This is a genomic window from Thioalkalivibrio denitrificans (assembly GCF_002000365.1).
Lineage (GTDB): Bacteria > Pseudomonadota > Gammaproteobacteria > Ectothiorhodospirales > Ectothiorhodospiraceae > Thioalkalivibrio_A > Thioalkalivibrio_A denitrificans.
The window spans coordinates 47,115-69,380 of record NZ_MVBK01000035.1 but is presented as its reverse complement, the minus strand read 5'-3'; the positions used below and the strand labels follow the sequence as shown (position 1 = coordinate 69,380).

Genomic DNA, 22,266 nt, shown 5'->3' with positions numbered 1-22,266 from the left:
CCCACCGCTAAGGACGCGAAGGTATGCGCGAAGGGCGCGAGGTTTCTTGAATGGAATTTCCTTCGCGTCCTTCGCGCATACCTTCGCGCCCCCCGCGGTCAGGCTTTTGACCTTGAATTCGCGTCCATGTGCGAGCAATTGCGGATTCCCGCGCTTGCGGGCCGTGTGACCATGGTTCCAAATACTGCGCCGCGGCCATAGAATCGCCCCATGTCGTCCCTTGACCAGAAGCGCATCCTGCTGGGCGTCACCGGCGGGATCGCGGCCTACAAGGCCTGTGAACTCACGCGTCGCCTGCGCGACGCGGGGGCGGAGGTGCGCGTGGTGATGACCCGCGCCGCCACGGAGTTCGTCACGCCGCTCACCTTCCAGGCCCTGTCGGGCCAGCCGGTACGCAGCGCGCTGTTCGACCCGGAGGCCGAAGCGGGCATGGACCATATCGCCCTGGCCCGCTGGGCCGACGCGATCCTCGTGGCGCCCGCCACGGCCGATTTCCTCGCGCGCCTGGCTCAGGGACGTGCGGACGATCTGCTCGCCACACTGTGCCTCGCCGGCGACGCGCCCCTGTGCGTCGCGCCTGCCATGAACCGGGTCATGTGGGCGAACCCGGCGACACAGGCCAACGTGCGCACCCTGAAGGAGCGCGGTGTGCGAGTTCTGGGCCCCGGCGAGGGAGACCAGGCCTGCGGTGAGACAGGTGAGGGACGGATGCTGGAAGTGCCTGACCTGATCAGCGCCCTGGATACGGTGTTCGCGACCGGTGCACTGGCGGGCCTGTCCGTGCTGATCACCGCCGGCCCCACCCGGGAACCCCTGGATCCGGTGCGTTACCTTACCAACCGCAGCTCTGGGAAGATGGGCTACGCGCTGGCCCGCGCCGCCCGGGAGGCGGGCGCCCGGGTGACGCTGGTGTCCGGCCCCACCGCGATTGCTCCGCCACCAGGGGTGGAATGTGTACACGTCGAGACCGCGCAGCAAATGCATGAGGCCGTCATGAGCCGTGTTGCGCAGGCGCAGGTGTTCGTGGCCACGGCCGCGGTGGCGGACTATCGTCCGGCCAGCATCGCGGATCAGAAGATCAAGAAAGACGCCGCCCGTCGAAGTCTCGAACTGGAACGCAACCCGGACATCCTGGCCGCCGTCGCCGCGTTGCCGCAACGCCCCCTTGTGGTGGGCTTTGCCGCCGAGACGCAGGACCTCGAGCGCAATGCCCGCGCAAAGCTGATGAAGAAGGGCCTGGACCTCATCGCCGCCAACGACGTCTCGGGCGGCAGGGGTTTCGACGCCGACGACAACGCCCTGACGCTGCTCTGGCCGGGCGGCGGCACAACCCTGCCGCTGCAATCCAAGGAACAGTTGGCGCGGCAGCTTGTGGCGGTCATCGCGGACCGCATGGGGGAGGCAAATTCAAGATTCAAAATTCAAGATTCAAAGGGTTGAATGCGTTTACCCTATGAACCTCTTTGGATCCCCGAACTCCCTCCCCTTTGAATCTTGAATCTTAAATCTTGAATCGCCCTTATGAAGATCGAACTCAAAATCCTCGACCCCCGCATCGGCAAGGACATCCCCCTGCCCGCCCACGCCACCCCCGGCTCCGCCGGCATGGATCTGCGCGCCTGCGTCGATGAGGCGCTGACCCTGGAGCCCGGCGACACGCAACTGATCCCCACCGGCGTCGCCATCCACATCGCCGACCCGGGCCTGGCGGCCATGATCCTGCCCCGCTCGGGCCTGGGTCACAAGCACGGCATCGTGCTCGGCAACCTGGTAGGCCTCATCGACTCCGACTACCAGGGCCAGCTGTTCGTCTCCTGCTGGAACCGCGGTCGCGAGCCTTTCGTCATCCAGCCCGGCGAGCGCATCGCGCAGCTGGTGATCGTGCCGGTAGTCCAGGCGGAGTTCGAGGTCGTGGAGTCGTTCGAGGAGAGCCACCGTGGGGAGGGGGGATTCGGATCGTCCGGGATCTCTTGATCCCGGACGATCCGAAGGATGAAGGTGGAAGGCTGAAGGTGGAATCAGGAATGCCTCGCCTCATACCCCCATGGGGCAGGTTGGGGCGGGGCGGTTTCATTCATCCTTCATCCTTTGTAGAATGGGGCCTCGAACCCAAGCCCCCACCACAGGCGTCTGCAGAAACATGGACCAGCAATCCGCAGCCAATACCGCCCGCGTCCTCACCGAGGCGCTGCCCTACATCCAGCGTTTTTCGGGCAAGACCATCGTCATCAAGTATGGCGGCAACGCCATGGTGGACGAGAATCTGCAGCGGGGCTTTGCGCGGGACATCGTGCTGCTCAAGCAGGTGGGGCTGAATCCCGTGGTGGTGCACGGGGGCGGACCCCAGATCGGCAAAGTGCTGGCGCAGATCGGCAAGGAGTCGCGCTTCGTGGACGGGCTGCGAGTGACCGACAGCGAGACCATGGACGTGGTGCAGATGGTGCTCGGCGGGCTGGTCAACAAGCAGATCGTCAACCTGATCAACCGCTTTGGCGGACGCGCCGTGGGGCTGACCGGCAAGGATGGCGGGCTCATCCATGCCCGGCGGCTGTCCCATTCACGGGCGAGCGCGGACGCCGATGCGCCGGAGATCATCGACCTGGGGCACGTGGGCGAGGTGGCCGGCATCGACCCGGCGGTGGTGCACATGCTGGATTCCGGAGACTTCATCCCGGTGATCGCCCCCATCGGCGTGGGCGACGACGGCACTGCCTACAACATCAACGCGGACCTGGTGGCCGGCAAGATGGCCTCGGTGCTCAACGCCGAGAAGCTCATCCTGCTCACCAACACCCCCGGCGTTCTGGACCCCCAGGGCAAGCTGCTGACCGGGCTGACCGCACGTCAGGTGGACGAACTGATCGAAGACGGCACCATCCACGGCGGCATGATCCCGAAGATCGCCTGCGCTCTGGACGCGGTGAAATCCGGCGTGAAGTCCGCCCACATCATCGACGGGCGCGTGGAGCACGCGGTGCTGCTGGAACTGTTTACGGACGAGGGCGTGGGGACGCTGATTCGAAATTGAGTAAGGGCAATTCAAGATTCAAAATTCAAGATTCAAGATTCAAGATTCAAGATTCAAAGGGTAGGGTTCGGGGATTCAAAGAGATTCATTGGGCGAGCGCACTCACCCCTTTGAATCTTGAATTTTGAATCTTGAATCGCGAAAGCGCCCCGTCACCTCTCCGCCAGGAGTTCCCGCAGCCGCTCCAGGTCGGCATCGAACTGCTCGATGATGCGCCGGCGCTCTGCCGTGCGTTCCTCCCGGAGCTGTTCCTGCACCCGGATCTGGCGCTGCACGGAGGCGATATCCTCGTCCAGTGCCTCCGGCGGCTCGCGACCGCGGCTGGCGATCAGATCCCGGCGGCGCTCCAGCGAAGCCTTCTGTTCCTCCAGGCCCCGGATGTTTTCCTCGGTGATGTGCAGGGCGCCGTCGATCAGCGCCACCCGGTCGTCGCGGGCGGCGATGAGTTCGCGCTCGGAACCGAAGCTCTGAAGGAGAATGCGGTCGCGGCGTTCCCGCTCCGCCTCGGCTTGGCGGCGCTCCTCTTCCGCCTGCTCCTGCCGGCGGGCCTCCTCGATCTCCTCGGGCGTTCGCGCGCGCTCAAGGACGCCTCGTCTCAATCCGCGCTCGTCGAGGATCTGGCGCTCCTGGCGTGAGGCTTCCGGGGGCGGCGAGTCACTGTAATGCACGCGCCCCTCCTCGTCGGTCCAGCGATACATCTGCGCCTGTGCCACGCTGGCGGCCAGCATGGCGCCGATGCTCGCCAGCATCACCAGTCTGACTGCAAATCCCATATTCCGGACCCTGTGTTAACCTCTCCCGGCCCGGGCAAGCCGGTCCGGCTGATCGACTATTGTAAACCATCGGGGCCGACGGCCATCCGCCTTGTCTATCCTGGACCAGATCCTGCTGTTCGTCATCGCCCTGGCCGCCAACCTGCTGTCGGCCCTGTCCGGCGGTGGCGCCGGGCTGATCCAGCTCCCCGCGCTCATCTTCCTCGGGCTGCCCTTCGGGGTCGCTCTGGCCACCCACAAGGTGGCCAGCGTGGCGCTCGGGCTGGGGGCGGCCCTGAGGCATCTCAAGGAAAACACACTGGAGCGGCGCTTTGCAGGGTTCATCCTGATCACCGGTCTGCCCGGCGTGACGATCGGCGCCAGCTTCATCCTCCAGGTGCCGGAACGGGGGGCCGAGGTGGCCCTGGGTCTGCTCACCATCGGTCTCGGGCTGTACTCGGTGTTCCGCCCCAGCCTGGGGCAGGTCTATGAACCGAGCCATCGCACCGGACACGGCTACCTGGTGGGCGGGGCGGGACTATTCGTCATCGGCGTGCTCAACGGGTCGCTCACCTCGGGCACCGGGCTGTTCGCCACCCTCTGGCTTGTGCGCTGGTTCGGGCTGGATTACAAGCGCGCGGTGGCCTACACGCTGGTGCTTGTCGGGATTTTCTGGAACGGCACCGGGGCCGTGGTGCTGGGAATACTGGGCGATATCCGCTGGACCTGGCTGCCGGCCCTGCTGGCAGGCTCATTGATCGGCGGGTATCTGGGCGCCAGCCTCGGGATCCGTCACGGCAACCGCTGGATCAAGCGGGCCTTCGAGGCGGTCACCCTGCTGGTGGGCCTGAGCCTGATCCTGCGGTAACCTCGGCCACCGAGATGAGTGAATCCATCACCCGCAGGCGCTGGGCGCACATCCGCATCATCGCCTTCTGGGGGTTTGCCGCCCTGATCATCGCCGGGAGCCTGATGCCCGCGGCCAACATCCCGGAGACGGGACTCTCGGACAAGGCGGGCCACGTGATCGCCTACGCCATCCTTACGGTGCTGGGCCTTTACGCCCACCCCCGCTACACGATCACGGTGGCGGGCGGCGTGTTTGTGCTGGGTGTCGCACTGGAGGGTCTGCAGCACCTCACCCCCACGCGCACCTTTGAATGGCTGGATATCGTCGCCAACGGTGCCGGCGTCGTGCTCGGCCTGGTGATCGCGGCGGTCTCACGCGGGTTTCGCGGATAGGTCCCGGAAAGCTGGACCGAAAAAAGCCGAACCGAAAAAAGCTCAACCGCAAAGGTACGCGAAGGCATGCGCGAAGGGCGCCAAGGCATTTGAACTAAAAGATCGGGAAACCCTTCGCGTTCCTTCGCGCATACCTTGGCGCCCTTTGCGGTTCACGCTTTTCAAACCCATCAAACACCATACTGCACCCGGTACGCCTCCACGGCCTGGAGGTGTTCATCCAGACCACCGCGTTCGCGCATGAAGGCGATGAGATCGTCCAGGGCGGCGATGCTGATGACATCCATGCTGAAGTCCGCTTCCACCTCCTGGATGGCGGATCGATCGCCCTTGCCGCGTTCCTGGCGGTTGAGCGCGATGGCCACGCCCACGGGTTGGGCACCCGCGGCACGGATGATCTCCACGGATTCGCGGATGGCCGTGCCGGCCGTGATCACGTCGTCGACGATGAGCACGCGGCCGGCCAGCGGCGCGCCCACCAGGCTGCCACCCTCGCCGTGGTCCTTGGCTTCCTTGCGGTTGAAACACCAGGGGAGATCGCGCCCGTGATGCTCCGCCAGGGCGATCGCGGTGGCAGCAGCCAGGGGGATGCCCTTGTAGGCGGGCCCGAACAGCATGTCGAAGGCAAGACCCGACTCGCTGAGCGCCCGGGCATAGAAGCGTCCCAGCCGGCTCAGGTCCGAGCCGGTGCAGAACAGCCCGGCATTGAAGAAATACGGGCTGACGCGCCCCGATTTGAGCGTGAACTCCCCGAAGCGCAATACGCCGCGTTCCAGGCAGAAGGCGAGAAAATCGAACTGGTAGGGTTTCATGCAGGGGAAGATACAAGATGCGCCCTACAGGAGGAAAGCACGGGAGAACACTTTCCACATCGGCTCGGGGCCGTTAACCTGCGCAGCCATGCGCATCATCACACTCAACGCCAACGGCATCCGTGCCGCGGCCCGCAAGGGCTTCTTCGACTGGCTCCGGAAGCAGGACGCCGACGTGGTCTGCCTCCAGGAGACCAAGGCCCAGGAACACCAGTTGAGCGACGAGGCGTTCTGGCCCCAGGGCTATTTCACCTATTACCACGACGCCGAGAAGAAGGGATACAGCGGTGTCGCCGTCTATTGCCGCACCGAACCGGACCGCATCATCACGGGGCTGGGTTCGCAGGAGTTCGATCCCGAAGGACGCTATATCGAGGCACAGTTCGGAAAGCTCTCGGTGATTTCCCTCTACCTGCCCTCCGGCTCCTCCAGCGAGGACCGCCAGGCGGCCAAGTACCGATTCATGGAAGCGTTCATGAAACATCTCAGGACACTGCGTCGCAGGCGCCGCGAATTCATCATCTGCGGCGACTGGAACATCGCCCACAAACCCATCGACCTGAGGAACTGGAAGAGCAACCAGAAGAACTCGGGATTCCTGCCGGAGGAGCGCGCGTGGCTGGACGAGGTGTTCGACCGCGTGGGCTGGGTGGACGCGTTCCGCGTCGTGGACCCGCGCCCCGACCGCTACACCTGGTGGTCCAACCGGGGCCAGGCCTGGGCGAAGAACGTGGGGTGGCGCCTGGACTACCAGATCGTTTCCCCGGGCCTGCGCGACAAGGTCCTCTCGGCCGATATCTACACGGCCGAACGATTCTCCGACCACGCCCCCCTGACCATGGACTACGACCTGCCTTTCCCGCCGGACCTGTGAAAAGATTGCCCCAGAGAGGCGGAGGCGCAGAAACAGCAAATGGACAGGATTAACAGGATAAAAGACGGATTCACAGGATTTTTCGGAATAAAGGCGTAAGCACTCTGGACAGGATCGGGATAACCTTCATGATGACGCTTGGCAACCGAATCTCCCGTGGAACGGGCCGGTCGTTTCTGAATCTTTCCCATCCTGTTAATCCCCATCAATCCTGTTCATCCTGTCCAGGATTTTCTCAACGTCTTTGCGTCGCGGTTCAAACAACCCGACCGGCAGCCGCAGACCATGAACGCCTGGCTTGAGAGTCTGAAGGTCTATTACGACCGGCGCATGATCACGCTGCTGGCGCTGGGGTTCTCATCAGGGCTGCCGGCGCCGCTGGTGTTCAGCAATCTGTCCATCTGGTTGCGTGACGAGGGCGTGAGCCGCACCGATATCGGCCTGTTCGCGCTGGCCACCACGCCCTACGCCATCAATTTCCTCTGGGCGCCGCTGGTGGACCGCATGCCCCTGCCGTGGCTCACGGCGCGCTTCGGGAGGCGGCGCGGGTGGGCCCTGTTCGCCCAGGGCTGGCTGATCCTCGCCATCGGCTTCATGGCGCTCACGAGCCCCTCGGAAAATCTCATGGCCGTGGCGGTGGCAGCGTTGTTCGTGGCCTTCGTCTCGGCCACCCAGGACATCGTCATCGACGCCTACCGCATCGACGTGCTGGAACCGCACCAGTACGGTGCCGGATCGGCATCGGCGATCTGGGGCTGGCATCTGGGCGGCACCCTGGTGGGCGGCGCCGGCGGACTCTACCTGGCGGCCACCTTCGGCTGGAACACCGCCTACGCCGTGCTCGCGCTGGCCATCGGCATCGGCGTGCTGGCCATCCTGCTGTCTCCGGAACCCTCGGTACGCCCCACGGCGGAGACCATCGCCCGGGAACGGCGCGTCACCGACCGCCTGCATCACATGCACCGGCTGCGCGGGCTCACCGCGGATATGGCCGCCTGGTTCTACGGCGCCGTGGTGGCCCCGTTCGCGGACTTCATGCGTCGCGACGGCTGGGTGCTGATCCTGGTGTTCATCTTCGTGTTCAAGTTCGGCGACGCCCTGCTCGGGCGCATGTCGGGCGTGTTCTACCGGGAGATGGGCTTTTCGCTCACGGACATCGCCAACGTGTCCAAGGTCTACGGCCTGGCGGCCAATGCCTTCGGGATACTCGTCGGCGGTTTCCTGGTCTACCGTCTCGGGGTGCTGAAATCGTTGTTCTTCGCGGGCTTCGCCGCCGCCAGCACCAACCTCACCTACTCCTGGCTGGCCATGGCCGGTCAGGACATGACGGTGTTCAAAATCGCCGTGATGAGCGACAACTTCACCGGCGGACTGGCCACCGTGGCCTTCGTGGCCTACCTGTCCAGCCTCACCAACGTAGCCTACACCGCCACCCAGTACGCCCTACTGGCCTCTCTGGGCAACCTCGCGCGCATCTGGCTGTCGGCCTCCAGCGGCTGGATGGTGGACCAGCTGGACGGCGACTGGGTCATCTTCTTCGCCATGACAGCCGGGCTCGCCCTGGCGGGGCTGCCGCTGCTGCTGATTCTCATGTGGCGTTTTCCCGCACCGGCTCCCCGGCGGGCGGAGCCGCCCGGGTGAGCATTTCCATGCCTTTGACCAGGGGCGTATGATGAAACCCTGATCTTCACGCACTCACGCGCACCTGTCCGGCGCGCGTCCGTCGCTCATTGTTCTGAAACGCCCCTGTGCGGCGGTTTGGAGGGGATGTTGACCACAAACCGACCATGTCCAAGATCCGTGTTCACAATCTGACCAAGATCTTCGGCGAGCCCACCGGCCCTGCCATGCAGCTCCTGAAGGAGGGGCTGGACCGCAAGGAGATCCTCAAGCGAACGGGCCTCACGCTCGGCATCGCCAATGTCTCCTTCGACGTGGAGGAGGGCGAGATCGTCGTGGTGATGGGTCTCAGCGGTTGCGGGAAATCCACGCTGATCCGCTGCATCAACCGGCTCATCGAACCCACGGCGGGCAGCATCGAGATCGACGGACAGGACATTGCGCGCCTGAGCGACGACCAGGTCCTGGAACTGCGCCGCAGCAGGTTCGGCATGGTGTTCCAGAACTTCGCGCTTTTTCCCCACCGCACGATTCTGGACAACGTGGCCTTCGGTCTCGAGGTGCGCGGCATGGAGCGGGATGAACGTGTCGAACGGGCCGGGGAGTCGCTGCGCCAGGTGGGCCTGGAGGGCTGGGAACAGGCCTATCCCTCGCAGCTCTCCGGCGGCATGCAGCAGCGCGTGGGGCTGGCCCGGGCGCTGGCCGTTGACCCGGACATTCTGCTCATGGACGAGGCCTTCAGCGCCCTGGATCCCCTCATCCGGCGGGACATGCAGCATGAGCTGATCGCCCTGCAATCGAGGGTGCGCAAGACCATCGTGTTCATCACCCATGACCTGGACGAGGCCCTGAAGCTGGGCGATCGCATCGTGCTGATGAAGGACGGCTACGTGGTTCAGACGGGCACCCCCGAGGAGATCCTCAGCTCCCCGGCCAACCGCTACGTGGAACGGTTCGTGGAGGACGTGGACAAGTCCCAGGTACTCACCGCGGGCACGGTCATGCGTGACGCGGGTGCCGTGGCCTTCCTGCACGAAGGACCGCGCGCCGTGCTGCATCGCATGGAGAAGGTCAGCTACTCCAGCCTGCTGGTGCTCAACCGTGACAACACCCTTGCCGGCTACGTGCTGGCCGAGGAGACCGCCGAAGCCATCAGGCGCGGCGACCGGGACGTGTGCGCCATCCTCAGGACCGACTGCCCGCGGGTGGGGCCGGACGAGCCCATGGGCCAGCTGATCGGACTGCTGGCGGACGTGCGCGTCCCCGTGGCGGTGGTGGATGATCAGGATCGGCTGCTGGGTACCATCGTCAAGAGCAACGTACTGTCGGCCTTGGCCGACACCAGAGGCCGGGAGACCGAGGGGGGCCGGGCGGAGGATCCGGCAGAGGACGACAGGGAGGTGCCTGCCGCATGAGCCGCGAATTCCCCCTGGTCGGCAAGTTCCCCCTGGCCGAGTACATCGACCTCGGGCTGGATTGGCTCACCGACAAGTTCGCTTTCATCACACGCGCCGTGAGCAACGTGCTGGGCAACGGGGTGGACGCCGTAGTCACCCTGCTCACCTATCCCCCGCCCTGGGTGGTCATCGCCCTGTTCGCCGCGCTGGCCTGGTACCTGGCCGGCAGGCGCGTGGGCATCGGCACCGCGGCCGGGCTGGCCTTCCTGTGGAACCTGCAGCTCTGGCACGCCACCATGGAGACGCTGACGCTGGTGATGTTCGCCACGGCGGTCGCGGTGGCCATCGCCATGCCCATCGGCATCCTGGGCGGTCTGTCCGAGCGCTTCCACCGGGCCATCATGCCGGTACTGGACTTCATGCAGACCATGCCGGCCTTCGTGTACCTCATCCCCGCCATCCCTTTCTTCGGCCTGGGGCAGGTCTCGGCCATGTTCGCCACGGTGGTGTTCTCCATGCCCCCGGCGATCCGCCTGACCACGCTCGGCATCCGCCAGGTCCCCGCGGAGCTCACGGAGGCGGCCGATGCCTTCGGCGCGACCCGGGCCCAGAAACTGTTCAAGATCCAGCTGCCGCTGGCGGTGCCCACCATCATGGCGGGCATCAATCAGACCATCATGCTCGCGCTCTCCATGGTGGTGATTGCCGCCATGATCGGCGCGGGCGGGCTTGGAGGCGAAGTGTGGCGCGCCATCCAGCGTCTGCAGCCCGGCGCGGGCTTCGAGGCGGGCATCGCCATCGTGATCGTGGCGATGATCCTCGATCGCGTGACCCAGCGCATCGGGCAGACGGGCACAAAACGCCACTAATGCAAACCGCAAGGAGGATCTCATGACGAGACTATTACGCAGCACGCTGGGCGCCTTCGCGGCGCTGTCGCTGGCGGTGCTGGTCGCCGCGTGCGGCCCCGGCCAGGAGCCCCGCGAGATCAGGCTTGCCTACGTGGAATGGGCCAGTGAGGTGGCCAGCACCAACGTGATCCGCGTGGTGCTCGAAGAAGCCGGGTTCAACGTGAGCACCACGTCCGTGAGCGCCGCGGCCATGTGGCAATCCGTGGCGACAGGCGATCGGGACGCCTTCGTCGCGGCCTGGCTGCCCACCACCCACGGCCATTACCTGGAGCAGGTGGCGGATCGCGTGGACGACCTCGGCCCCAACCTGGAAGGCACGCGCATCGGGCTCGTGGTACCCGCCTACGTGGAGATCGATTCCATCGAGGAGCTCAACGAGCACGCCGCGCGCTTCGACAACCGCATCATCGGCATCGACCCCGGCGCCGGCATCATGAGCACCACGGAAGAGGCCATCGAGGCCTACGGGCTTGAACTGAGCCTCATGGAGGGCTCCGACGCCACAATGACCGGCGCGCTGCGCGAGGCCATCCGCAACGAGGACTGGATCGTGGTGACCGGCTGGACACCCCACTGGAAGGAAGGCCGCTGGGACCTCAAGTACCTTGAAGACCCCCAGGGCCTGTATGGCGGCGAGGAGGCCATTCACACCATCGTTCGCGCCGACCTCGCCGAGGAGCTGCCCGGCGCGTATGCGATCCTGGACCGGTTTCACTGGACCCCGGAGCAGATGGCCGAGGTCATGGTCATGAACGAAGAGGGGGGCGACCCCTACGACAACGCCCGCCGCTGGGTCGAGGAGAACCCCGACCTCCTGCAACAGTGGCTCGGCTACCAGTAGGCAAGCACCCGATGAGGCCCCGCTATCGCGGGGCCTTCATCGCAGAGGACCCCTGCATTATTTTCTTGCCTCTTGCCTCTAGCCTCTAGCTCCCTAATGCACCCCTGCAGGCGCCGGCGGCTCGATCTCCGGCGGACTGGGATCCGGCGCGGCATGGTGCAGAACCATGCGCCAGCCGTTCTCGTCCCTACGGTACACATTGGTCGCCAGCACGATGCCCCTGAGCGCGCCGTCCGAATAGAGATTTTCCCGCAGCACGTGCACGGCCAGATCGCCGCTCACCCGGGTCCGGCGGTGACTGATGCGCACGCGCAGCACGGGGCCCTGCGCCAGGATCGCGGCCCAGCTGTCCATCACCGCGGCGACGCCGTCCAGGCGTTCGCCTCCCGGATGAATGCAGCACACGTGCCGGTCATCGGCCCACACGTCGCGCATGGCGTCCAGGTCGGCACGTTCGAAGGCGTCGTAGAAGGCGGCCTCGGCCTGTTCGGGGGAGTCGTACGCGCGCATGTCTCGGGCCTGATGTATCGGTGGCATTCGTGGTAGGTTAGCCCGGATACTTCACCAAGGCGGCTGGCGGCGATGTACAGGTTGTCACCGCAGATTTACGACCAGATACGCCAGTTTATATCACTCACTCAAAAGGTTACACAAAGTCGCCGGCCGCCTTGGTGACGTATCCGGGTCAACCATTCCGCCCCCCCCGCAAGGCCATGTCCCACATTCTCGCCATCGGAATCGCCACCCTGGACGTCGTCAACATCGTCGACCACTACCCGGTGGAGGACGAGGAGATCCGGGCCACGGCGCAACAGGTGACCCCGGGCGGCAACGCCGCCAACTGCGCCCGCGTGCTCGTCCAGCTGGGACACCGCGTGGACCTGGCCGCCGTGCTCGCCCGGGAACCGGACGGCGAGCGTCTTGCGGAACTGCTACGCCAGCGGGGCGTGGGTACCCGCCACTGCGCCTGGCACGAGGGCCGAACCCCGAGTTCTTACATCACGCTGAACGCCTGCAACGGCTCGCGCACCATCGTGCATTACCGTGACCTGCCGGAACTGGACGCCGCCCATCTGCAGTCGGTGCCCATGGAGGAGATGGACTGGGTTCACCTGGAGGCCCGGGACGGCACGGTCACCGGGCAGATGGTGCGCGCCCTGCGGGCCCGGCTCGTGGACCAGCCCGTGTCCCTGGAGGTGGAGAAGGAGCGTCCGGGCGTGGATGATCTTCTTGCGCTGCCGGATGTGATCCTGTTCTCCCGGCCGTTTGCCCGCGGTCGCGGGTTCGACAGCGCCGAGGCCTTTCTGAACCACGCGGGCAGCCGCTATCCGGGACGTATCCTGACCTGCACCTGGGGCGAGTACGGTGCCTGGGCCCGGGATGCCGAGGGACGGCTGCATCATGCACCCGCCGATGCGCCGGCTCGGGCGGTGGATACAATCGGTGCCGGAGACACCTTCAACGCCGGCTTCATCCACGGCATGACCCGCGGCAGCACAGTGCCCGAGGCGCTGCGCCTGGCCACCGGCCTCGCGGGCCGCAAGGTGGGCCAATACGGGCTGGACCGACTGGCGGAAACGACATGACTGAACTGTGCCGACTCGATGCCCTGGACGCCACGGGTTCGCTGGGGCTGACGGCGGATCTCGGCGACGGCCCGGAGGAGATCTTCGTGGTTCGGCACGGGGATATGGTGCGCGCCTATCGCAACAGCTGCCCGCACACGGGGGGACCTCTGGAGTGGCTCGATCACCAGTTCCTGGATGACGAGGGCGCGTTCATCGTGTGCGCGACCCATGGCGCGCTGTTTCGCATCGAGGATGGCTTTTGCTTCGCGGGACCCTGCAAGCGCCAATCCCTGAGCGGGATACCCGTGCGAGTGGAAGACAACCGGGTGGTGCTGGCATGAAGCACCTGCGTTATCTGGCCTACGGCTCAAACCTGCACCCGGGTCGCCTGCACCGCAGGGTGCCGTCTGCCGAACTGGAGACCGTCATCCGCCTCCCGGGCTGGCGGCTCACGTTCCACAAGCGCGGTTACGACGGCTCGGGCAAGGGACATATCGTCTGCACCGAGCACGGCAACGATCACGTCTGGTGCGCCGTGTACCGGTTTCCGGCCGCCGAACGCGGGCCCCTGGACGAGGCCGAACGAGGATACGGGATCACGGAACTGGCCCTGCCCGACGGCAGCCGGGCGTTCACGTACCTGGCCCTGCCCGAGCGGCTGGATACGCGGGCCGTGCCCTATGACTGGTACCGCGACCTCATCGCCCTGGGCGCCCGATACCTGGGGGCCCCGGAGCCCTATGCCGCCGCCATCGAGCGCCATCCGGCCCTGATGGACCCCGACCCTGAACGGTCCGGCCACAACCGGAGCCTGCTGGCGGAGCTGGCCCGCATATCTCACCACCCTTCTACTGCGGACGCCGATTCGCTCGCTGTGACGGGGCGTGCTCCCTCCAGCCGGCTTGACGTAGTATCAGCTACGCCTGCGCCGTCTTCCGGTCCGCGCGCTCCGTCACAGCGGCGCCTCGACGCCCTCGCCACGAACGATGGCGAGATATGCGGGCCATTGTCATTCAATCGCGGGAAACCCGAAAGGTGAATGGCACACAACCCGCCATCCTGGTGCGCGGTCTGAGCAAACGTTTCGGGCCCGTCGAAGCCGTGGCCGATATCAGCTTCCACATCGGACGAGGCGAGACCACGGCCCTGCTCGGGCCCAACGGCGCCGGCAAGACCACGACTCTGGCCATGCTGCTGGGGCTGATGATCCCCAGTGCGGGCGAGATCCGCGTACTGGGCGAGGACATGCGCCGCCATCGCTACCGGGTGCTCGGGCGCATGAACTATGCCTCCCCATACACGGACCTCCCCCAACGCCTGACGGTGCGCGAGAACCTCATGGTCTACGGGCGCCTCTACGGGGTACGCAATCTCCCCAACCGCATCCGCGTGCTGGCCCGCGAACTGGACCTGGAGGCGCACATGCGCCGTCCCTACAGCACGCTCTCCGCCGGACAGCGCACCCGGGTGGCCCTGGCCAAGGCACTGCTCAACGAACCCGAAGTGCTGCTGCTCGACGAGCCCACCGCCTCCCTGGACCCGGACACCGCCGATCGCGTGCGCGGATGGCTCGAGGCCTACCGCACGCGCACCGGCGCCACATTGCTGCTGGCCTCTCACAACATGGCCGAGGTGGAACGCCTGTGTGCACAGGTGATCATGATGCGCACCGGACGGATCGTGGACACGGATACACCCCGGGGGCTGGTGCGCCGCTACGGTCGCCGAAACCTGGAGGAGGTGTTTCTGGACGTGGCGCGCCGGCTCACCACTGCAGGGCCACCGCCCGACGCCCCATGACGGGGCCGTCGAACACCACCTGCGCCGCCGGCGTCTGCCCGCAGGCCACGCCGTAGCACACGTGCAGGGGCAGCAGGTGCTCCTCACGGGGGTGGCAGAAACGGGCACCCGGTGCGTCCTGCCATGCGCACAGCCGCCGCTCGCGGTCCTGGGGCGACAGATCGGGCGACGTGCAAGTCTCGGTCAGCCAGCCGTGAAACCCGTCGACGGCGCCGTTGTCGTTCATGCCCGGATCCATCAGCGCGCGCATGTTGTGAAACGACAGCCCTGAGCCCAGGACCATCACGCCCTCATCCCGCACATCGGCCACCGCCCTGCCGAGCGCAATGTGTGCGGCGGGATCCAGGCTGTCCAGCAGCGAGAGCTGGACGCAGGGGATCTGCGCATCGGGATACATGAGCTTCAGGGGAATGAACAGCCCGTGGTCGAAACCGCGCCGCGGGTCCGTGCGTCCCTGAAGACCCGCAGCCTCCAGTCTTTGCTGCAATTCACCGGCCAGTTGCGGGTCGCCCGGTGCCGGATAGTGGACGCGGTAGGCCTCTTCGGGGAATCCGTAGTAGTCGTAGATCAGTCCGGGTCGCCCGGCACCGGTGAGCATGGGGACATCGGTCTCCCAGTGCGCACTGATCACGACAATGGCGGAGGGCGTTTCCAGCGTGGACGACACGGCGCGCAGGAAGGCCGCCAGCTCGCGATGTCCGGGATCGCCCATCAGGGGCAACGGGCCCCCGCCATGGGGAATGTAGAGGATCGGAGCGGACCGGCGCGACATCCGTACAGCCTGCGGCCTCAGGCGTGCTCAGGCTCTGCCGTACGCCGGTCCGGATCTTCCCAGAGGGCGTCCGCCGGGGGCACGCGGCCCTCCTCCAGCCAGTCCAGCACACTCACCCACTGGTCAACGTCCTTGGCCTGAGTACCGCCGCGCAACTCGTGAACACCCAGACCCGCTTCAAAGGCGCGCACGTAGTTCTGGGAATCCCGCAACACCCCCACCACCGGGATCTCCAGGGAGGTAAGAAAACGCATCAGCGCCCTGAACACCAGGGTGTTGCGCTTGACGCGGTTGGCCACCACGGCGATGCGGTTGTCGGTGCGCGGAATCTTCGCCAGCAGCAGCAGGTCGGCCACGCAGCGGGTGGCCGCATGGATGTCGATGTCCGAGGGCAGGACGGGAATGAGAATGCGATCGGCATCCTTCGTGACCTCGCGCAGGTCCTCCTTGGGCAGCGCCGCCGGCGTGTCCACCACCAGGCGCCGGGTATCCAGCGGCGGCTGCAGCGCGAAACTGCGGGTGACATTGACCGGCAGGTCGAAGGCCTTGATGGGGTGAATGCCGGGCGACTCGTCGTGCCGCTTGCCCAGCCAGCGCAGGCTGGAACCCTGCATGTCCATGTCCATGAGCGCGGGCTGGATGCCCCGAACGGCATAGCAGGCAGCCAGGTTGGTGGCCAGCGTCGTCTTGCCCGACCCGCCCTTTGGATTGAGGATCAGGACCTTGCGCAGACCCGTGTGCTCCCGATGCATGGCCCAAGCATACCCAATTCACGCCTGGCCCGCATATTTCACCAAGGGATCGGCGGCTTGCTCGTGGCTCGTGCCCCGAATAGGGCGCAATCACAGCCGGCAGTCCCAACAGCCTGCACTGGCTGATGCGCTGCGCTTAACTGTCCCACGACGCTTGCAGGGGAAGCGTCCGTAGGTCGGCCTTCAGGCCGACAGCCCGATCTGCCCCGATGGACCGGCGAAACGGCCACGCATCCGCTACGCTCAGGATGTACTGCATCGGTAAAGGCTCCGTCATGCCGGAGCAACAGTTTGAATCCAACAACGTCCTAAGGAGTCCCACAATGGCAGACCACATCTACAAGACCCTGGAACTCACGGGCTCATCCACCACCGGCACCGACGATGCCGTCGCCAAGGCCATCGCCCGGGCCTCGAAGACCGTGCGCAACATGGACTGGTTCGAGGTGGTGGAAACCCGCGGACACATCGAAAACGGCAAGATCGCCCACTGGCAGGTGTCCCTGAAGATCGGCTTCCGTCTCGAGGAGTGAGGCACCGCCGGGCGGCGGCGTCTGCGGGGAACCGGCATGGTGACGGTCAACGCGGGCGAGGCCTGCCCGGGCATGCTCCCATGGCTCCGGCCACGCGTCGCGGGGCATACCGGAACCCTCCGGTGGGCTCCTTGTCTCAGGGACCGGGGTTGCTATAGTTGGCACCACCACGGCCATCTACGGCGGGAAGACCATCATGGAGAAGCAGCATGCCCAAAGGTAAGCAGGCGCCGGCGACGTTCCCACGCTGGGCACGTTGGACACTCTCAATGGGTATTCTGATCGTATCAGCGGTGCTGATCGTGGGGTTCCTGCCACGGGGAGGCATCAGTACGGATCTGTCACAGATTGGCCAGGGCCAGCGTGTGGCCGTCCTGACACATGAAACGGCCAGCCCGGTCAGCATGGCGCTGATGGATCTGGTCAACCAGTTTCGCGCCGAGTCCGACATCGGCATCGAGTTTCTCGTCGCGCATCTGGGCTCACCTGATGGAGACCGGTTCGCACGCGAGCACAACACCTGGGAGCCCGGTCTGCTGATATTCTTCACGCCCGAAGGCGAGCCCTACGCCATGTTGCGCCAACCGCAAACCCAACGCGCCATCCGCGAGGCCGCCGCAGCCACCAGACCGATGCACGACGCCCCGCACGGGGCCGGACAACCACACCACTAGGGTTGTTCCCCGGGGTGAGCTGCTGGCAGNNGCTACGAACGGTGGTGAGATGATATGCGGGCTACCCGTCTCCACCCGCCGCGATCCGCTCGAGGTTGGATCGCACGATGGAGGCAGACTCGGAATCCGGCGGCAGGACGGACAGCAGTCGTTCCCAGTAGTGGCGCGCACCATCGTAATCCGCGGCAAAATAGTCGGCACTGCCGGCCAGCCAGAGAGCCTGCGGATGGTCCGGAGCCAGTTCGAGTGCCTTGTCGATCAGTTCCTTCGGCTCCCCCTCAAGGCCGCCCCTCACCTCGGCGAGCACGTCGGCGTACTGGACGAGCAGGTCCGGATCACGATAGCCGTCCAGGGCAACTGCCGTCGCGAACGCCTCGCTGCTTTCCTCGATACGATCCAGGACCACCAGGGTCCGACCGAGCAGCGCCCAACCCACGCGGTCTTCCGGATTCTCGGCAAGTCGGGCGCGCAGGCGATCGGCAAGGACTGCGAGATTCTCGACGTCGTCCGGACCGGTCGGCATACGGACGGCTCCGTCCGACGGTGACTGTCCACCGCGAGCCATACTCTGTGCCCCGCCTGTGGGCACCGCATCTACGAAGCCGACATTGCCGTACAGGGCAAGGGCCAGCAGCGGCACACCCAGCGCGGCGACCGCCCCGGAGCCGACCAGCAGCAGGCGTTGCCCGGATTTCCTGCCCGACGCATTGTCCTCGGGGTCCAGGGCGCCGCTCTGGACCAACTCCTCCTCCAGGTCAGCCACCGCCGCATCATACTGCTGCCGGGTCAGCGTCCCATGGGCCATGTCGTAGTCCAGTTCCGCCAGTCGATCACGGTAGATGGCTGCGTTCACGTCGCGCCGGGTACGCCGTTTGGCACCCGGACGGGCACTCCTGAGCAGCGGGTAAACCACAAAGCCCACGGCCCCGACAATGAAGGCCGCCAGCGCGATCACAAACGCCGCATTCATTCCTCGAACCTCACTGAATCATTCTCCATGACGAAACCGCTCAAGGGCGGCACGTTCGTCCGCGGTCAACCCCGCACGCGTCAGCGCACGGCGGCGCTGGCGCACCGCCTGCAGCCAGATCAATGTCCCCGCCACCAGGATCAGGAATGGGCTGACCCACAGCAGAGCCGTGTTCGCCTGAAATGCGGGCCGGTAGCGGACGTAGTCGCCGTAGCGTTGGACGAGAAAGTCGATGATCTCCTGTTCAGAGGCACCCGCGACCGTCATCTCATAGACACGCCGGCGCATGTCACCGGCCAGGGCTGCATTCGACTCGTAGATGGTCTCGCTCTGACAGACCGTGCAGCGCAGCTCCCGAACCAGTTTCTGGTACTGCGCCTCCTGCTCCGGCGTTGCAAAGTCCACCGGACTCATCATCGGTTTGGCAGCGCCGGGAGTCGCCGCGAAGGCGGCGAGGACCAGGGTGGCCAGCAAGGCCATGGTCCCAAGTGCACCCGGGCACGTCCAGTGGCGTTGCACGCAATTCTTGAATGCACTCCCCGTCATGGCTTCTCTGCCTCGAGACGGGCGATCAGCGGCAGGACCTCCTCCTCGAGGATTTTCGCGTTGAGTGGGCCAATGCGCTTGTAACGAATCATGCCACGCGCATCGAGCACATACGTTTCCGGGGTGGCGTATACGCCCCACTCCAGCCCCGCGTCGCCATCCGGATCGAAGGCGATCGTTGTATAGGGGTTGTTGTCCCTGGAGAGATAGCGCATGGCGTCGGCGCGCGTATCCCTGTAGTTGAAGCTGTGAATCGTGATGCCCTGCCGGGCCAGTTCCATCAGGAGCGGTTTCTCCCGCAGGCAGGTCACGCACCAGGAGGCCCAGACGTTCACGAGGGCCACCTCGCCGATGAAGTCCGCTTCCGTGATGGTCACCTCGGGATCGAAGAAGGATTCGAGCTCGAAGGCCGGCGCGGGCTTGCCCACCAGCGGAGACGGCAACTCCCGCGCGTCCATGCCCAGCCCCACATAGAACAGCCCGAGTATGGCCAGAACAGCAACCAGCGGAAGCAGGACGCGTCTCAGTTTCATTCCAACACCTCCCGCCCGACGGGCCGCTTCGGCGGTGCGAGCCCTTCCTCGGTGATGAAAGCACGGTCACGCGCAAGACGGTAGCGGCGGTCCGCGGCGGCCAGGAACCCGCCGAAGGCCATCAGCAGGCCGCCGGTCCACATCCAGAACATGTAGGGCTTGTAGTGAAGACGTACCAGCCATGCCTCGCCCTCCAGCCGCTCACCCAGGGACACGTACACATCGCGGGTGGGTCGCCGATTGAGCGAGGCCTGGAGCATGGGGTTTTCGGGCTGAGAATCGTAGTATCGGCGCTGCGGCGTCAGCACGGCCACATGCGCCTCGTTGCGTGTCACGATGATCGTTGCCTGGTCGGCATCGTAGTTGGGGCCCCTGACCGGCTCAACGCCCATCAGGGTGAACTCGAAGCCGCCGGCCGACGCGGTCTCACCGGGTCCCAGCCGCACATCCCGGTCGACCTCGTAGCTGTTCACCATGGAGATGGCCACCACCACGATGGCCAGGCCGGCGTGGGCGAGGTGCATGCCGAAGAAGCTCGGGCGCAGGGACCGCACCATGCTGCCGATCCCCTGGGAGCGCCGGCGCATCATGCGATTGCGGATGTCCAGGGCGGCCGTGAGCAGAATCCACGCGGCCAGCCCCAGCCCCAGTGCGGTCAACGGCTTCCAGAGGCCCATGGTGAGGGGCCAGACGACGCTGATCGCCAGGGCCGCCAGGAACGCCCATCGCAGCTGCCTGGCCGTCTCGACCGGATCCGCCAGCTTCCAGGCCACTTGCGGGGCAATCCCGACCAGAAACAGCAGGGGTATCATCAGGGGCAGGAAGACGGAATCGAAGTAAGGCGGACCCACCGAGATCTTGCCGAGCCCGAACGCATCGAGCGCCAGCGGATAGAACGTGCCGACGAACACCGCCGCACAGGCCACCGCCAGGAGCACGTTGTTGCCCAGCAACAGGGACTCGCGGGAGTACCAGCCGAATCCGCCGCCGAAACCCACGCGCGGGGCGCGCAGGGCGTAGAGCAGGAGCGCGCCCAGCAGCGTCACGGCCAGCATGCCAAGGAGGAAAATGCCGCGGTCCGGATCGGCCGCAAACGAGTGCACCGAGGTGATCACACCCGAGCGCACGATAAAGGCCCCGAGAATGGTCAGGGCGAAGGCCAGTATGGCCAGCATCAGCGTCCAGACCTTGAAGCCGCCGCGCTTTTCCGTGACGGCCAGGGAATGGATCAGTGCGGTGGCGACGAGCCAGGGCATGAACGAGGCGTTTTCCACCGGATCCCAGAACCACCAGCCGCCCCAGCCCAGCTCATAGTAGGCCCACCAGGAACCGACCCCGATGCCGAGCGTCATGAAGCACCAGGCCACGGTGGTCCAGGGCCGGGACCAGCGGGCCCAGGCCGCATCGAGCCGCCCGCTGATCAGGGCGGCAATGGCGAAGGCGAAGACGACCGACATACCCACATAACCCATGTAGAGCAGCGGCGGATGGACGATCATCCCGGGGTCTTGCAGGAGCGGGTTGAGGTCGGCTCCGTCGGCGGGGACCCGAAGCAACCGGTTGAACGGGTTGGAGGTCAGCACCGTGAAAGCCAGAAAGCCGACCGACACCATGCCCAGCACGCCCATCACGCGCGCCAGCATCTCCCGGGGCAGCGCCTTGCTGAAGGCGGCCACCGCCACGCCCCAGGCAGCGAGGATCGTGACCCACATGAGCAGGGATCCCTCGTGGCCGCCCCAGACGGCCGTGATCTTGTACTGCATGGGGAGGGCGAGATTGGAGTTACGGGCCACGTACTCCACGGAGAAGTCGCTCACCACAAACGCCCAGGTGAGGGCGAAATAGGAGAACACGAGGAAGACGAACTGGCCTACGGCGAGCGAGCGCCCCGTGCGCATCAGGGGTTCATTGCCGGTACTTGCACCGATCAGTGGCAGCACGCTCTGGGCAATGGCCAGACAGAGGGCGAGGACGAGTGCGAAATTTCCAAGTTCCGGCAACATGATTCAGTACCCCTTCCCGGCGCCCGGGGGATGTCCCGCCCGCTCGATGGCCGCCTGGGCCTCGGCCGGCATGTACTCTTCATCGTGGCGCGCCAGCACCTTGTCGGCGTGGAAGACGCCCTGCGAATCGATCCGGCCCTCGGCGACCACACCCTGACCCTCCCGGAACAGATCGGGCAGGATTCCTTCGAAAGTGACGGGGACACTGACAGCGGTATCGGTGACCCGAAACGTGACCTGGACGGTTTGCTGGTCGCGCACGACACTGCCGGCCTCCACCAGCCCGCCGATGCGGAATTTGCGTTCCGGCATCTCGGTCATGGCCATCACCTCCGAGGGTGTCACAAAGAACACCATGGCATCGCGAAAGGCGTTGAGGATCAGCCCTGTGGCGATGGCCACCCCCGCCAGCACCCCGAGCACCAGAGTGAGCCGTTTCTGTCGCTTCGTCATGTCCCCGTCCCTTGATGTGTTCGTGTGGAGCCTGTGCGTCGGAACCGCCGGTTCAGGACGGTCCGGGTTCGGCGGTGGCGATGGCGTTGCAACAGCAACTCCGCAGCGAGCAGGAGGGCAAACAGCCCGTAAGACCCCCACACGTAGGGCCAATGGCCGCCCATCGCAAGAAAGTCACCGATTCC

At 65.7% G+C, this 22,266-nt stretch carries 27 protein-coding genes; 16 read left to right on the top strand and 11 right to left on the bottom strand.

The window, feature by feature from the left end; genetic code table 11:
* Positions 1-210: 210 nt before the first annotated feature.
* From coaBC to argB, 3 genes are all read left to right on the top strand, one after another.
* Positions 211-1,440: a bifunctional phosphopantothenoylcysteine decarboxylase/phosphopantothenate--cysteine ligase CoaBC gene (coaBC, locus tag B1C78_RS06285; protein ID WP_077278293.1), complete on the top strand. Its 1,230-nt coding sequence runs from the start codon at positions 211-213 to the stop codon at positions 1,438-1,440.
* Between the two features lie 81 nt (positions 1,441-1,521).
* The gene (gene dut / locus B1C78_RS06280) at positions 1,522-1,974 is read left to right on the top strand and encodes a dUTP diphosphatase (RefSeq protein ID WP_077278292.1); all 453 of its coding nucleotides are present in this window, start codon (positions 1,522-1,524) and stop codon (positions 1,972-1,974) included.
* 166 nt (positions 1,975-2,140) lie between these two features.
* Entirely contained in the window at positions 2,141-3,028 is an 888-nt protein-coding gene (gene argB, locus B1C78_RS06275; protein WP_077278291.1) for an acetylglutamate kinase, read from the top strand.
* A 152-nt stretch (positions 3,029-3,180) separates the two neighbouring features.
* Here argB and B1C78_RS06270 read toward each other — a convergent pair whose 3' ends face one another.
* Complete coding sequence (locus tag B1C78_RS06270; protein WP_077278290.1) at positions 3,181-3,801, bottom strand: DUF4124 domain-containing protein; 621 nt, start codon at positions 3,799-3,801, stop codon at positions 3,181-3,183.
* Positions 3,802-3,892: 91 nt separating this feature from the next.
* Between B1C78_RS06270 and B1C78_RS06265 the strand changes: the two genes are divergently transcribed.
* Positions 3,893-4,648 (top strand): sulfite exporter TauE/SafE family protein, encoded by a 756-nt coding sequence (locus tag B1C78_RS06265; protein WP_077278289.1) that lies wholly within the window; start codon positions 3,893-3,895, stop codon positions 4,646-4,648.
* A gap of 14 nt (positions 4,649-4,662) precedes the next feature.
* A complete protein-coding gene (locus tag B1C78_RS06260) occupies positions 4,663-5,022 on the top strand; it encodes a VanZ family protein (protein ID WP_077278288.1) in 360 nt (119 codons plus the stop codon).
* 170 nt (positions 5,023-5,192) lie between these two features.
* Here the strand turns inward: B1C78_RS06260 and pyrE are convergent, their stop codons facing one another.
* Positions 5,193-5,834: an orotate phosphoribosyltransferase gene (gene pyrE, locus B1C78_RS06255; RefSeq protein ID WP_077278287.1), complete on the bottom strand. Its 642-nt coding sequence runs from the start codon at positions 5,832-5,834 to the stop codon at positions 5,193-5,195.
* Positions 5,835-5,922: 88 nt separating this feature from the next.
* On the opposite strand from pyrE, the gene B1C78_RS06250 reads away from it, so the two are divergent.
* The 5 genes from B1C78_RS06250 to B1C78_RS06230 all read left to right on the top strand — a co-directional run bounded on the left by B1C78_RS06250 (position 5,923) and on the right by B1C78_RS06230 (position 11,477).
* Positions 5,923-6,708 carry an exodeoxyribonuclease III gene (locus B1C78_RS06250; protein WP_077278286.1) on the top strand — a complete coding sequence of 262 codons (786 nt, stop codon included), beginning with the start codon at positions 5,923-5,925 and terminating at the stop codon, positions 6,706-6,708.
* A 285-nt stretch (positions 6,709-6,993) separates the two neighbouring features.
* Complete coding sequence (locus tag B1C78_RS06245; RefSeq protein ID WP_077278285.1) at positions 6,994-8,349, top strand: AmpG family muropeptide MFS transporter; 1,356 nt, start codon at positions 6,994-6,996, stop codon at positions 8,347-8,349.
* A 146-nt stretch (positions 8,350-8,495) separates the two neighbouring features.
* The gene (locus B1C78_RS06240) at positions 8,496-9,743 is read left to right on the top strand and encodes a quaternary amine ABC transporter ATP-binding protein (protein WP_077278284.1); all 1,248 of its coding nucleotides are present in this window, start codon (positions 8,496-8,498) and stop codon (positions 9,741-9,743) included.
* On the top strand, positions 9,740-10,594 hold the full coding sequence (locus tag B1C78_RS06235; RefSeq protein WP_077278283.1) for an ABC transporter permease: 855 nt from the start codon (positions 9,740-9,742) through the stop codon (positions 10,592-10,594). The genes B1C78_RS06240 and B1C78_RS06235 overlap by 4 nt, the downstream gene beginning before the upstream one ends.
* 22 nt (positions 10,595-10,616) lie before the next feature.
* Positions 10,617-11,477 (top strand): glycine betaine ABC transporter substrate-binding protein, encoded by an 861-nt coding sequence (locus B1C78_RS06230; RefSeq protein ID WP_077278282.1) that lies wholly within the window; start codon positions 10,617-10,619, stop codon positions 11,475-11,477.
* 93 nt (positions 11,478-11,570) lie between these two features.
* On the opposite strand, the gene B1C78_RS06225 is transcribed toward B1C78_RS06230, so the two are convergent.
* A complete protein-coding gene (locus tag B1C78_RS06225; RefSeq protein ID WP_077278281.1) occupies positions 11,571-11,987 on the bottom strand; it encodes a nuclear transport factor 2 family protein in 417 nt (138 codons plus the stop codon).
* 203 nt (positions 11,988-12,190) lie between these two features.
* Here B1C78_RS06225 and B1C78_RS06220 point away from each other — a divergent pair, with 203 nt between their 5' ends.
* The 4 genes from B1C78_RS06220 to B1C78_RS06205 are packed head-to-tail and all read left to right on the top strand — an operon-like array spanning position 12,191 to position 14,845.
* Complete coding sequence (locus tag B1C78_RS06220) at positions 12,191-13,063, top strand: PfkB family carbohydrate kinase (RefSeq protein ID WP_077278280.1); 873 nt, start codon at positions 12,191-12,193, stop codon at positions 13,061-13,063.
* Entirely contained in the window at positions 13,060-13,386 is a 327-nt protein-coding gene (locus tag B1C78_RS06215; protein ID WP_077278279.1) for a Rieske (2Fe-2S) protein, read from the top strand. The genes B1C78_RS06220 and B1C78_RS06215 overlap by 4 nt, the downstream gene beginning before the upstream one ends.
* Positions 13,383-14,084: a gamma-glutamylcyclotransferase family protein gene (locus B1C78_RS06210; RefSeq protein ID WP_245795336.1), complete on the top strand. Its 702-nt coding sequence runs from the start codon at positions 13,383-13,385 to the stop codon at positions 14,082-14,084. Before B1C78_RS06215 ends, B1C78_RS06210 begins: the two co-directional genes overlap by 4 nt.
* On the top strand, positions 14,081-14,845 hold the full coding sequence (locus B1C78_RS06205; RefSeq protein WP_217698011.1) for an ABC transporter ATP-binding protein: 765 nt from the start codon (positions 14,081-14,083) through the stop codon (positions 14,843-14,845). Before B1C78_RS06210 ends, B1C78_RS06205 begins: the two co-directional genes overlap by 4 nt.
* Here the strand turns inward: B1C78_RS06205 and B1C78_RS06200 are convergent.
* Both B1C78_RS06200 and B1C78_RS06195 read right to left on the bottom strand, forming a co-directional pair.
* Positions 14,811-15,617 carry a DODA-type extradiol aromatic ring-opening family dioxygenase gene (locus B1C78_RS06200; RefSeq protein ID WP_217698010.1) on the bottom strand — a complete coding sequence of 269 codons (807 nt, stop codon included), beginning with the start codon at positions 15,615-15,617 and terminating at the stop codon, positions 14,811-14,813. The genes B1C78_RS06205 and B1C78_RS06200 overlap by 35 nt on opposite strands.
* 17 nt (positions 15,618-15,634) lie before the next feature.
* Positions 15,635-16,369 carry a ParA family protein gene (locus B1C78_RS06195; RefSeq protein WP_077278277.1) on the bottom strand — a complete coding sequence of 245 codons (735 nt, stop codon included), beginning with the start codon at positions 16,367-16,369 and terminating at the stop codon, positions 15,635-15,637.
* A 323-nt stretch (positions 16,370-16,692) separates the two neighbouring features.
* Between B1C78_RS06195 and B1C78_RS06190 the strand changes: the two genes are divergently transcribed.
* Together B1C78_RS06190 and B1C78_RS06185 are read left to right on the top strand one after the other, a co-directional pair.
* The gene (locus B1C78_RS06190) at positions 16,693-16,902 is read left to right on the top strand and encodes a dodecin (protein WP_077278276.1); all 210 of its coding nucleotides are present in this window, start codon (positions 16,693-16,695) and stop codon (positions 16,900-16,902) included.
* A 269-nt stretch (positions 16,903-17,171) separates the two neighbouring features.
* Positions 17,172-17,576 (top strand): hypothetical protein, encoded by a 405-nt coding sequence (locus tag B1C78_RS06185; protein WP_077278275.1) that lies wholly within the window; start codon positions 17,172-17,174, stop codon positions 17,574-17,576.
* 61 nt (positions 17,577-17,637) lie between these two features.
* On the opposite strand, the gene ccmI is transcribed toward B1C78_RS06185, so the two are convergent.
* The 6 genes from ccmI to ccmD form a co-directional block, all read right to left on the bottom strand.
* Positions 17,638-18,546, bottom strand: a complete 909-nt coding sequence (gene ccmI, locus B1C78_RS06180; RefSeq protein WP_077278274.1) for a c-type cytochrome biogenesis protein CcmI — start codon at positions 18,544-18,546, stop codon at positions 17,638-17,640.
* Positions 18,547-18,564: 18 nt separating this feature from the next.
* Positions 18,565-19,026, bottom strand: coding sequence for a cytochrome c-type biogenesis protein (locus B1C78_RS06175; protein ID WP_139349824.1), 462 nt, complete (start codon positions 19,024-19,026; stop codon positions 18,565-18,567).
* Between the two features lie 62 nt (positions 19,027-19,088).
* Positions 19,089-19,625: a DsbE family thiol:disulfide interchange protein gene (locus B1C78_RS06170; protein WP_077278272.1), complete on the bottom strand. Its 537-nt coding sequence runs from the start codon at positions 19,623-19,625 to the stop codon at positions 19,089-19,091.
* Positions 19,622-21,628, bottom strand: coding sequence for a heme lyase CcmF/NrfE family subunit (locus tag B1C78_RS06165; protein ID WP_077278271.1), 2,007 nt, complete (start codon positions 21,626-21,628; stop codon positions 19,622-19,624). Before B1C78_RS06165 ends, B1C78_RS06170 begins: the two co-directional genes overlap by 4 nt.
* Before the next feature lie 3 nt (positions 21,629-21,631).
* Positions 21,632-22,081 carry a cytochrome c maturation protein CcmE gene (gene ccmE, locus B1C78_RS06160; protein WP_077278270.1) on the bottom strand — a complete coding sequence of 150 codons (450 nt, stop codon included), beginning with the start codon at positions 22,079-22,081 and terminating at the stop codon, positions 21,632-21,634.
* Positions 22,078-22,245: a heme exporter protein CcmD gene (gene ccmD / locus B1C78_RS06155; protein WP_245795338.1), complete on the bottom strand. Its 168-nt coding sequence runs from the start codon at positions 22,243-22,245 to the stop codon at positions 22,078-22,080. The genes ccmE and ccmD overlap by 4 nt, the downstream gene beginning before the upstream one ends.
* Between the last annotated feature and the right edge of the window lie 21 nt (positions 22,246-22,266).

Coding starts and splice junctions, on each gene's coding strand:
- dut (WP_077278292.1), top strand. CDS start 1,522: ATGAAGATCGAACTCAAAATCCTCGACCCCCGCATCGGCAAGGACATC.
- B1C78_RS06170 (WP_077278272.1), bottom strand. CDS start 19,625: ATGAAACTGAGACGCGTCCTGCTTCCGCTGGTTGCTGTTCTGGCCATA.
- B1C78_RS06210 (WP_245795336.1), top strand. CDS start 13,383: ATGAAGCACCTGCGTTATCTGGCCTACGGCTCAAACCTGCACCCGGGT.
- coaBC (WP_077278293.1), top strand. CDS start 211: ATGTCGTCCCTTGACCAGAAGCGCATCCTGCTGGGCGTCACCGGCGGG.
- pyrE (WP_077278287.1), bottom strand. CDS start 5,834: ATGAAACCCTACCAGTTCGATTTTCTCGCCTTCTGCCTGGAACGCGGC.
- B1C78_RS06245 (WP_077278285.1), top strand. CDS start 6,994: ATGAACGCCTGGCTTGAGAGTCTGAAGGTCTATTACGACCGGCGCATG.
- argB (WP_077278291.1), top strand. CDS start 2,141: ATGGACCAGCAATCCGCAGCCAATACCGCCCGCGTCCTCACCGAGGCG.
- B1C78_RS06200 (WP_217698010.1), bottom strand. CDS start 15,617: ATGTCGCGCCGGTCCGCTCCGATCCTCTACATTCCCCATGGCGGGGGC.
- B1C78_RS06220 (WP_077278280.1), top strand. CDS start 12,191: ATGTCCCACATTCTCGCCATCGGAATCGCCACCCTGGACGTCGTCAAC.
- ccmI (WP_077278274.1), bottom strand. CDS start 18,546: ATGAATGCGGCGTTTGTGATCGCGCTGGCGGCCTTCATTGTCGGGGCC.
- B1C78_RS06235 (WP_077278283.1), top strand. CDS start 9,740: ATGAGCCGCGAATTCCCCCTGGTCGGCAAGTTCCCCCTGGCCGAGTAC.
- B1C78_RS06240 (WP_077278284.1), top strand. CDS start 8,496: ATGTCCAAGATCCGTGTTCACAATCTGACCAAGATCTTCGGCGAGCCC.
- B1C78_RS06250 (WP_077278286.1), top strand. CDS start 5,923: ATGCGCATCATCACACTCAACGCCAACGGCATCCGTGCCGCGGCCCGC.
- B1C78_RS06165 (WP_077278271.1), bottom strand. CDS start 21,628: ATGTTGCCGGAACTTGGAAATTTCGCACTCGTCCTCGCCCTCTGTCTG.
- B1C78_RS06190 (WP_077278276.1), top strand. CDS start 16,693: ATGGCAGACCACATCTACAAGACCCTGGAACTCACGGGCTCATCCACC.
- B1C78_RS06225 (WP_077278281.1), bottom strand. CDS start 11,987: ATGCGCGCGTACGACTCCCCCGAACAGGCCGAGGCCGCCTTCTACGAC.
- B1C78_RS06195 (WP_077278277.1), bottom strand. CDS start 16,369: ATGCATCGGGAGCACACGGGTCTGCGCAAGGTCCTGATCCTCAATCCA.
- B1C78_RS06185 (WP_077278275.1), top strand. CDS start 17,172: ATGGGTATTCTGATCGTATCAGCGGTGCTGATCGTGGGGTTCCTGCCA.
- ccmD (WP_245795338.1), bottom strand. CDS start 22,245: ATGGGCGGCCATTGGCCCTACGTGTGGGGGTCTTACGGGCTGTTTGCC.
- B1C78_RS06260 (WP_077278288.1), top strand. CDS start 4,663: ATGAGTGAATCCATCACCCGCAGGCGCTGGGCGCACATCCGCATCATC.
- B1C78_RS06230 (WP_077278282.1), top strand. CDS start 10,617: ATGACGAGACTATTACGCAGCACGCTGGGCGCCTTCGCGGCGCTGTCG.
- B1C78_RS06270 (WP_077278290.1), bottom strand. CDS start 3,801: ATGGGATTTGCAGTCAGACTGGTGATGCTGGCGAGCATCGGCGCCATG.
- B1C78_RS06215 (WP_077278279.1), top strand. CDS start 13,060: ATGACTGAACTGTGCCGACTCGATGCCCTGGACGCCACGGGTTCGCTG.
- ccmE (WP_077278270.1), bottom strand. CDS start 22,081: ATGACGAAGCGACAGAAACGGCTCACTCTGGTGCTCGGGGTGCTGGCG.
- B1C78_RS06175 (WP_139349824.1), bottom strand. CDS start 19,026: ATGGCCTTGCTGGCCACCCTGGTCCTCGCCGCCTTCGCGGCGACTCCC.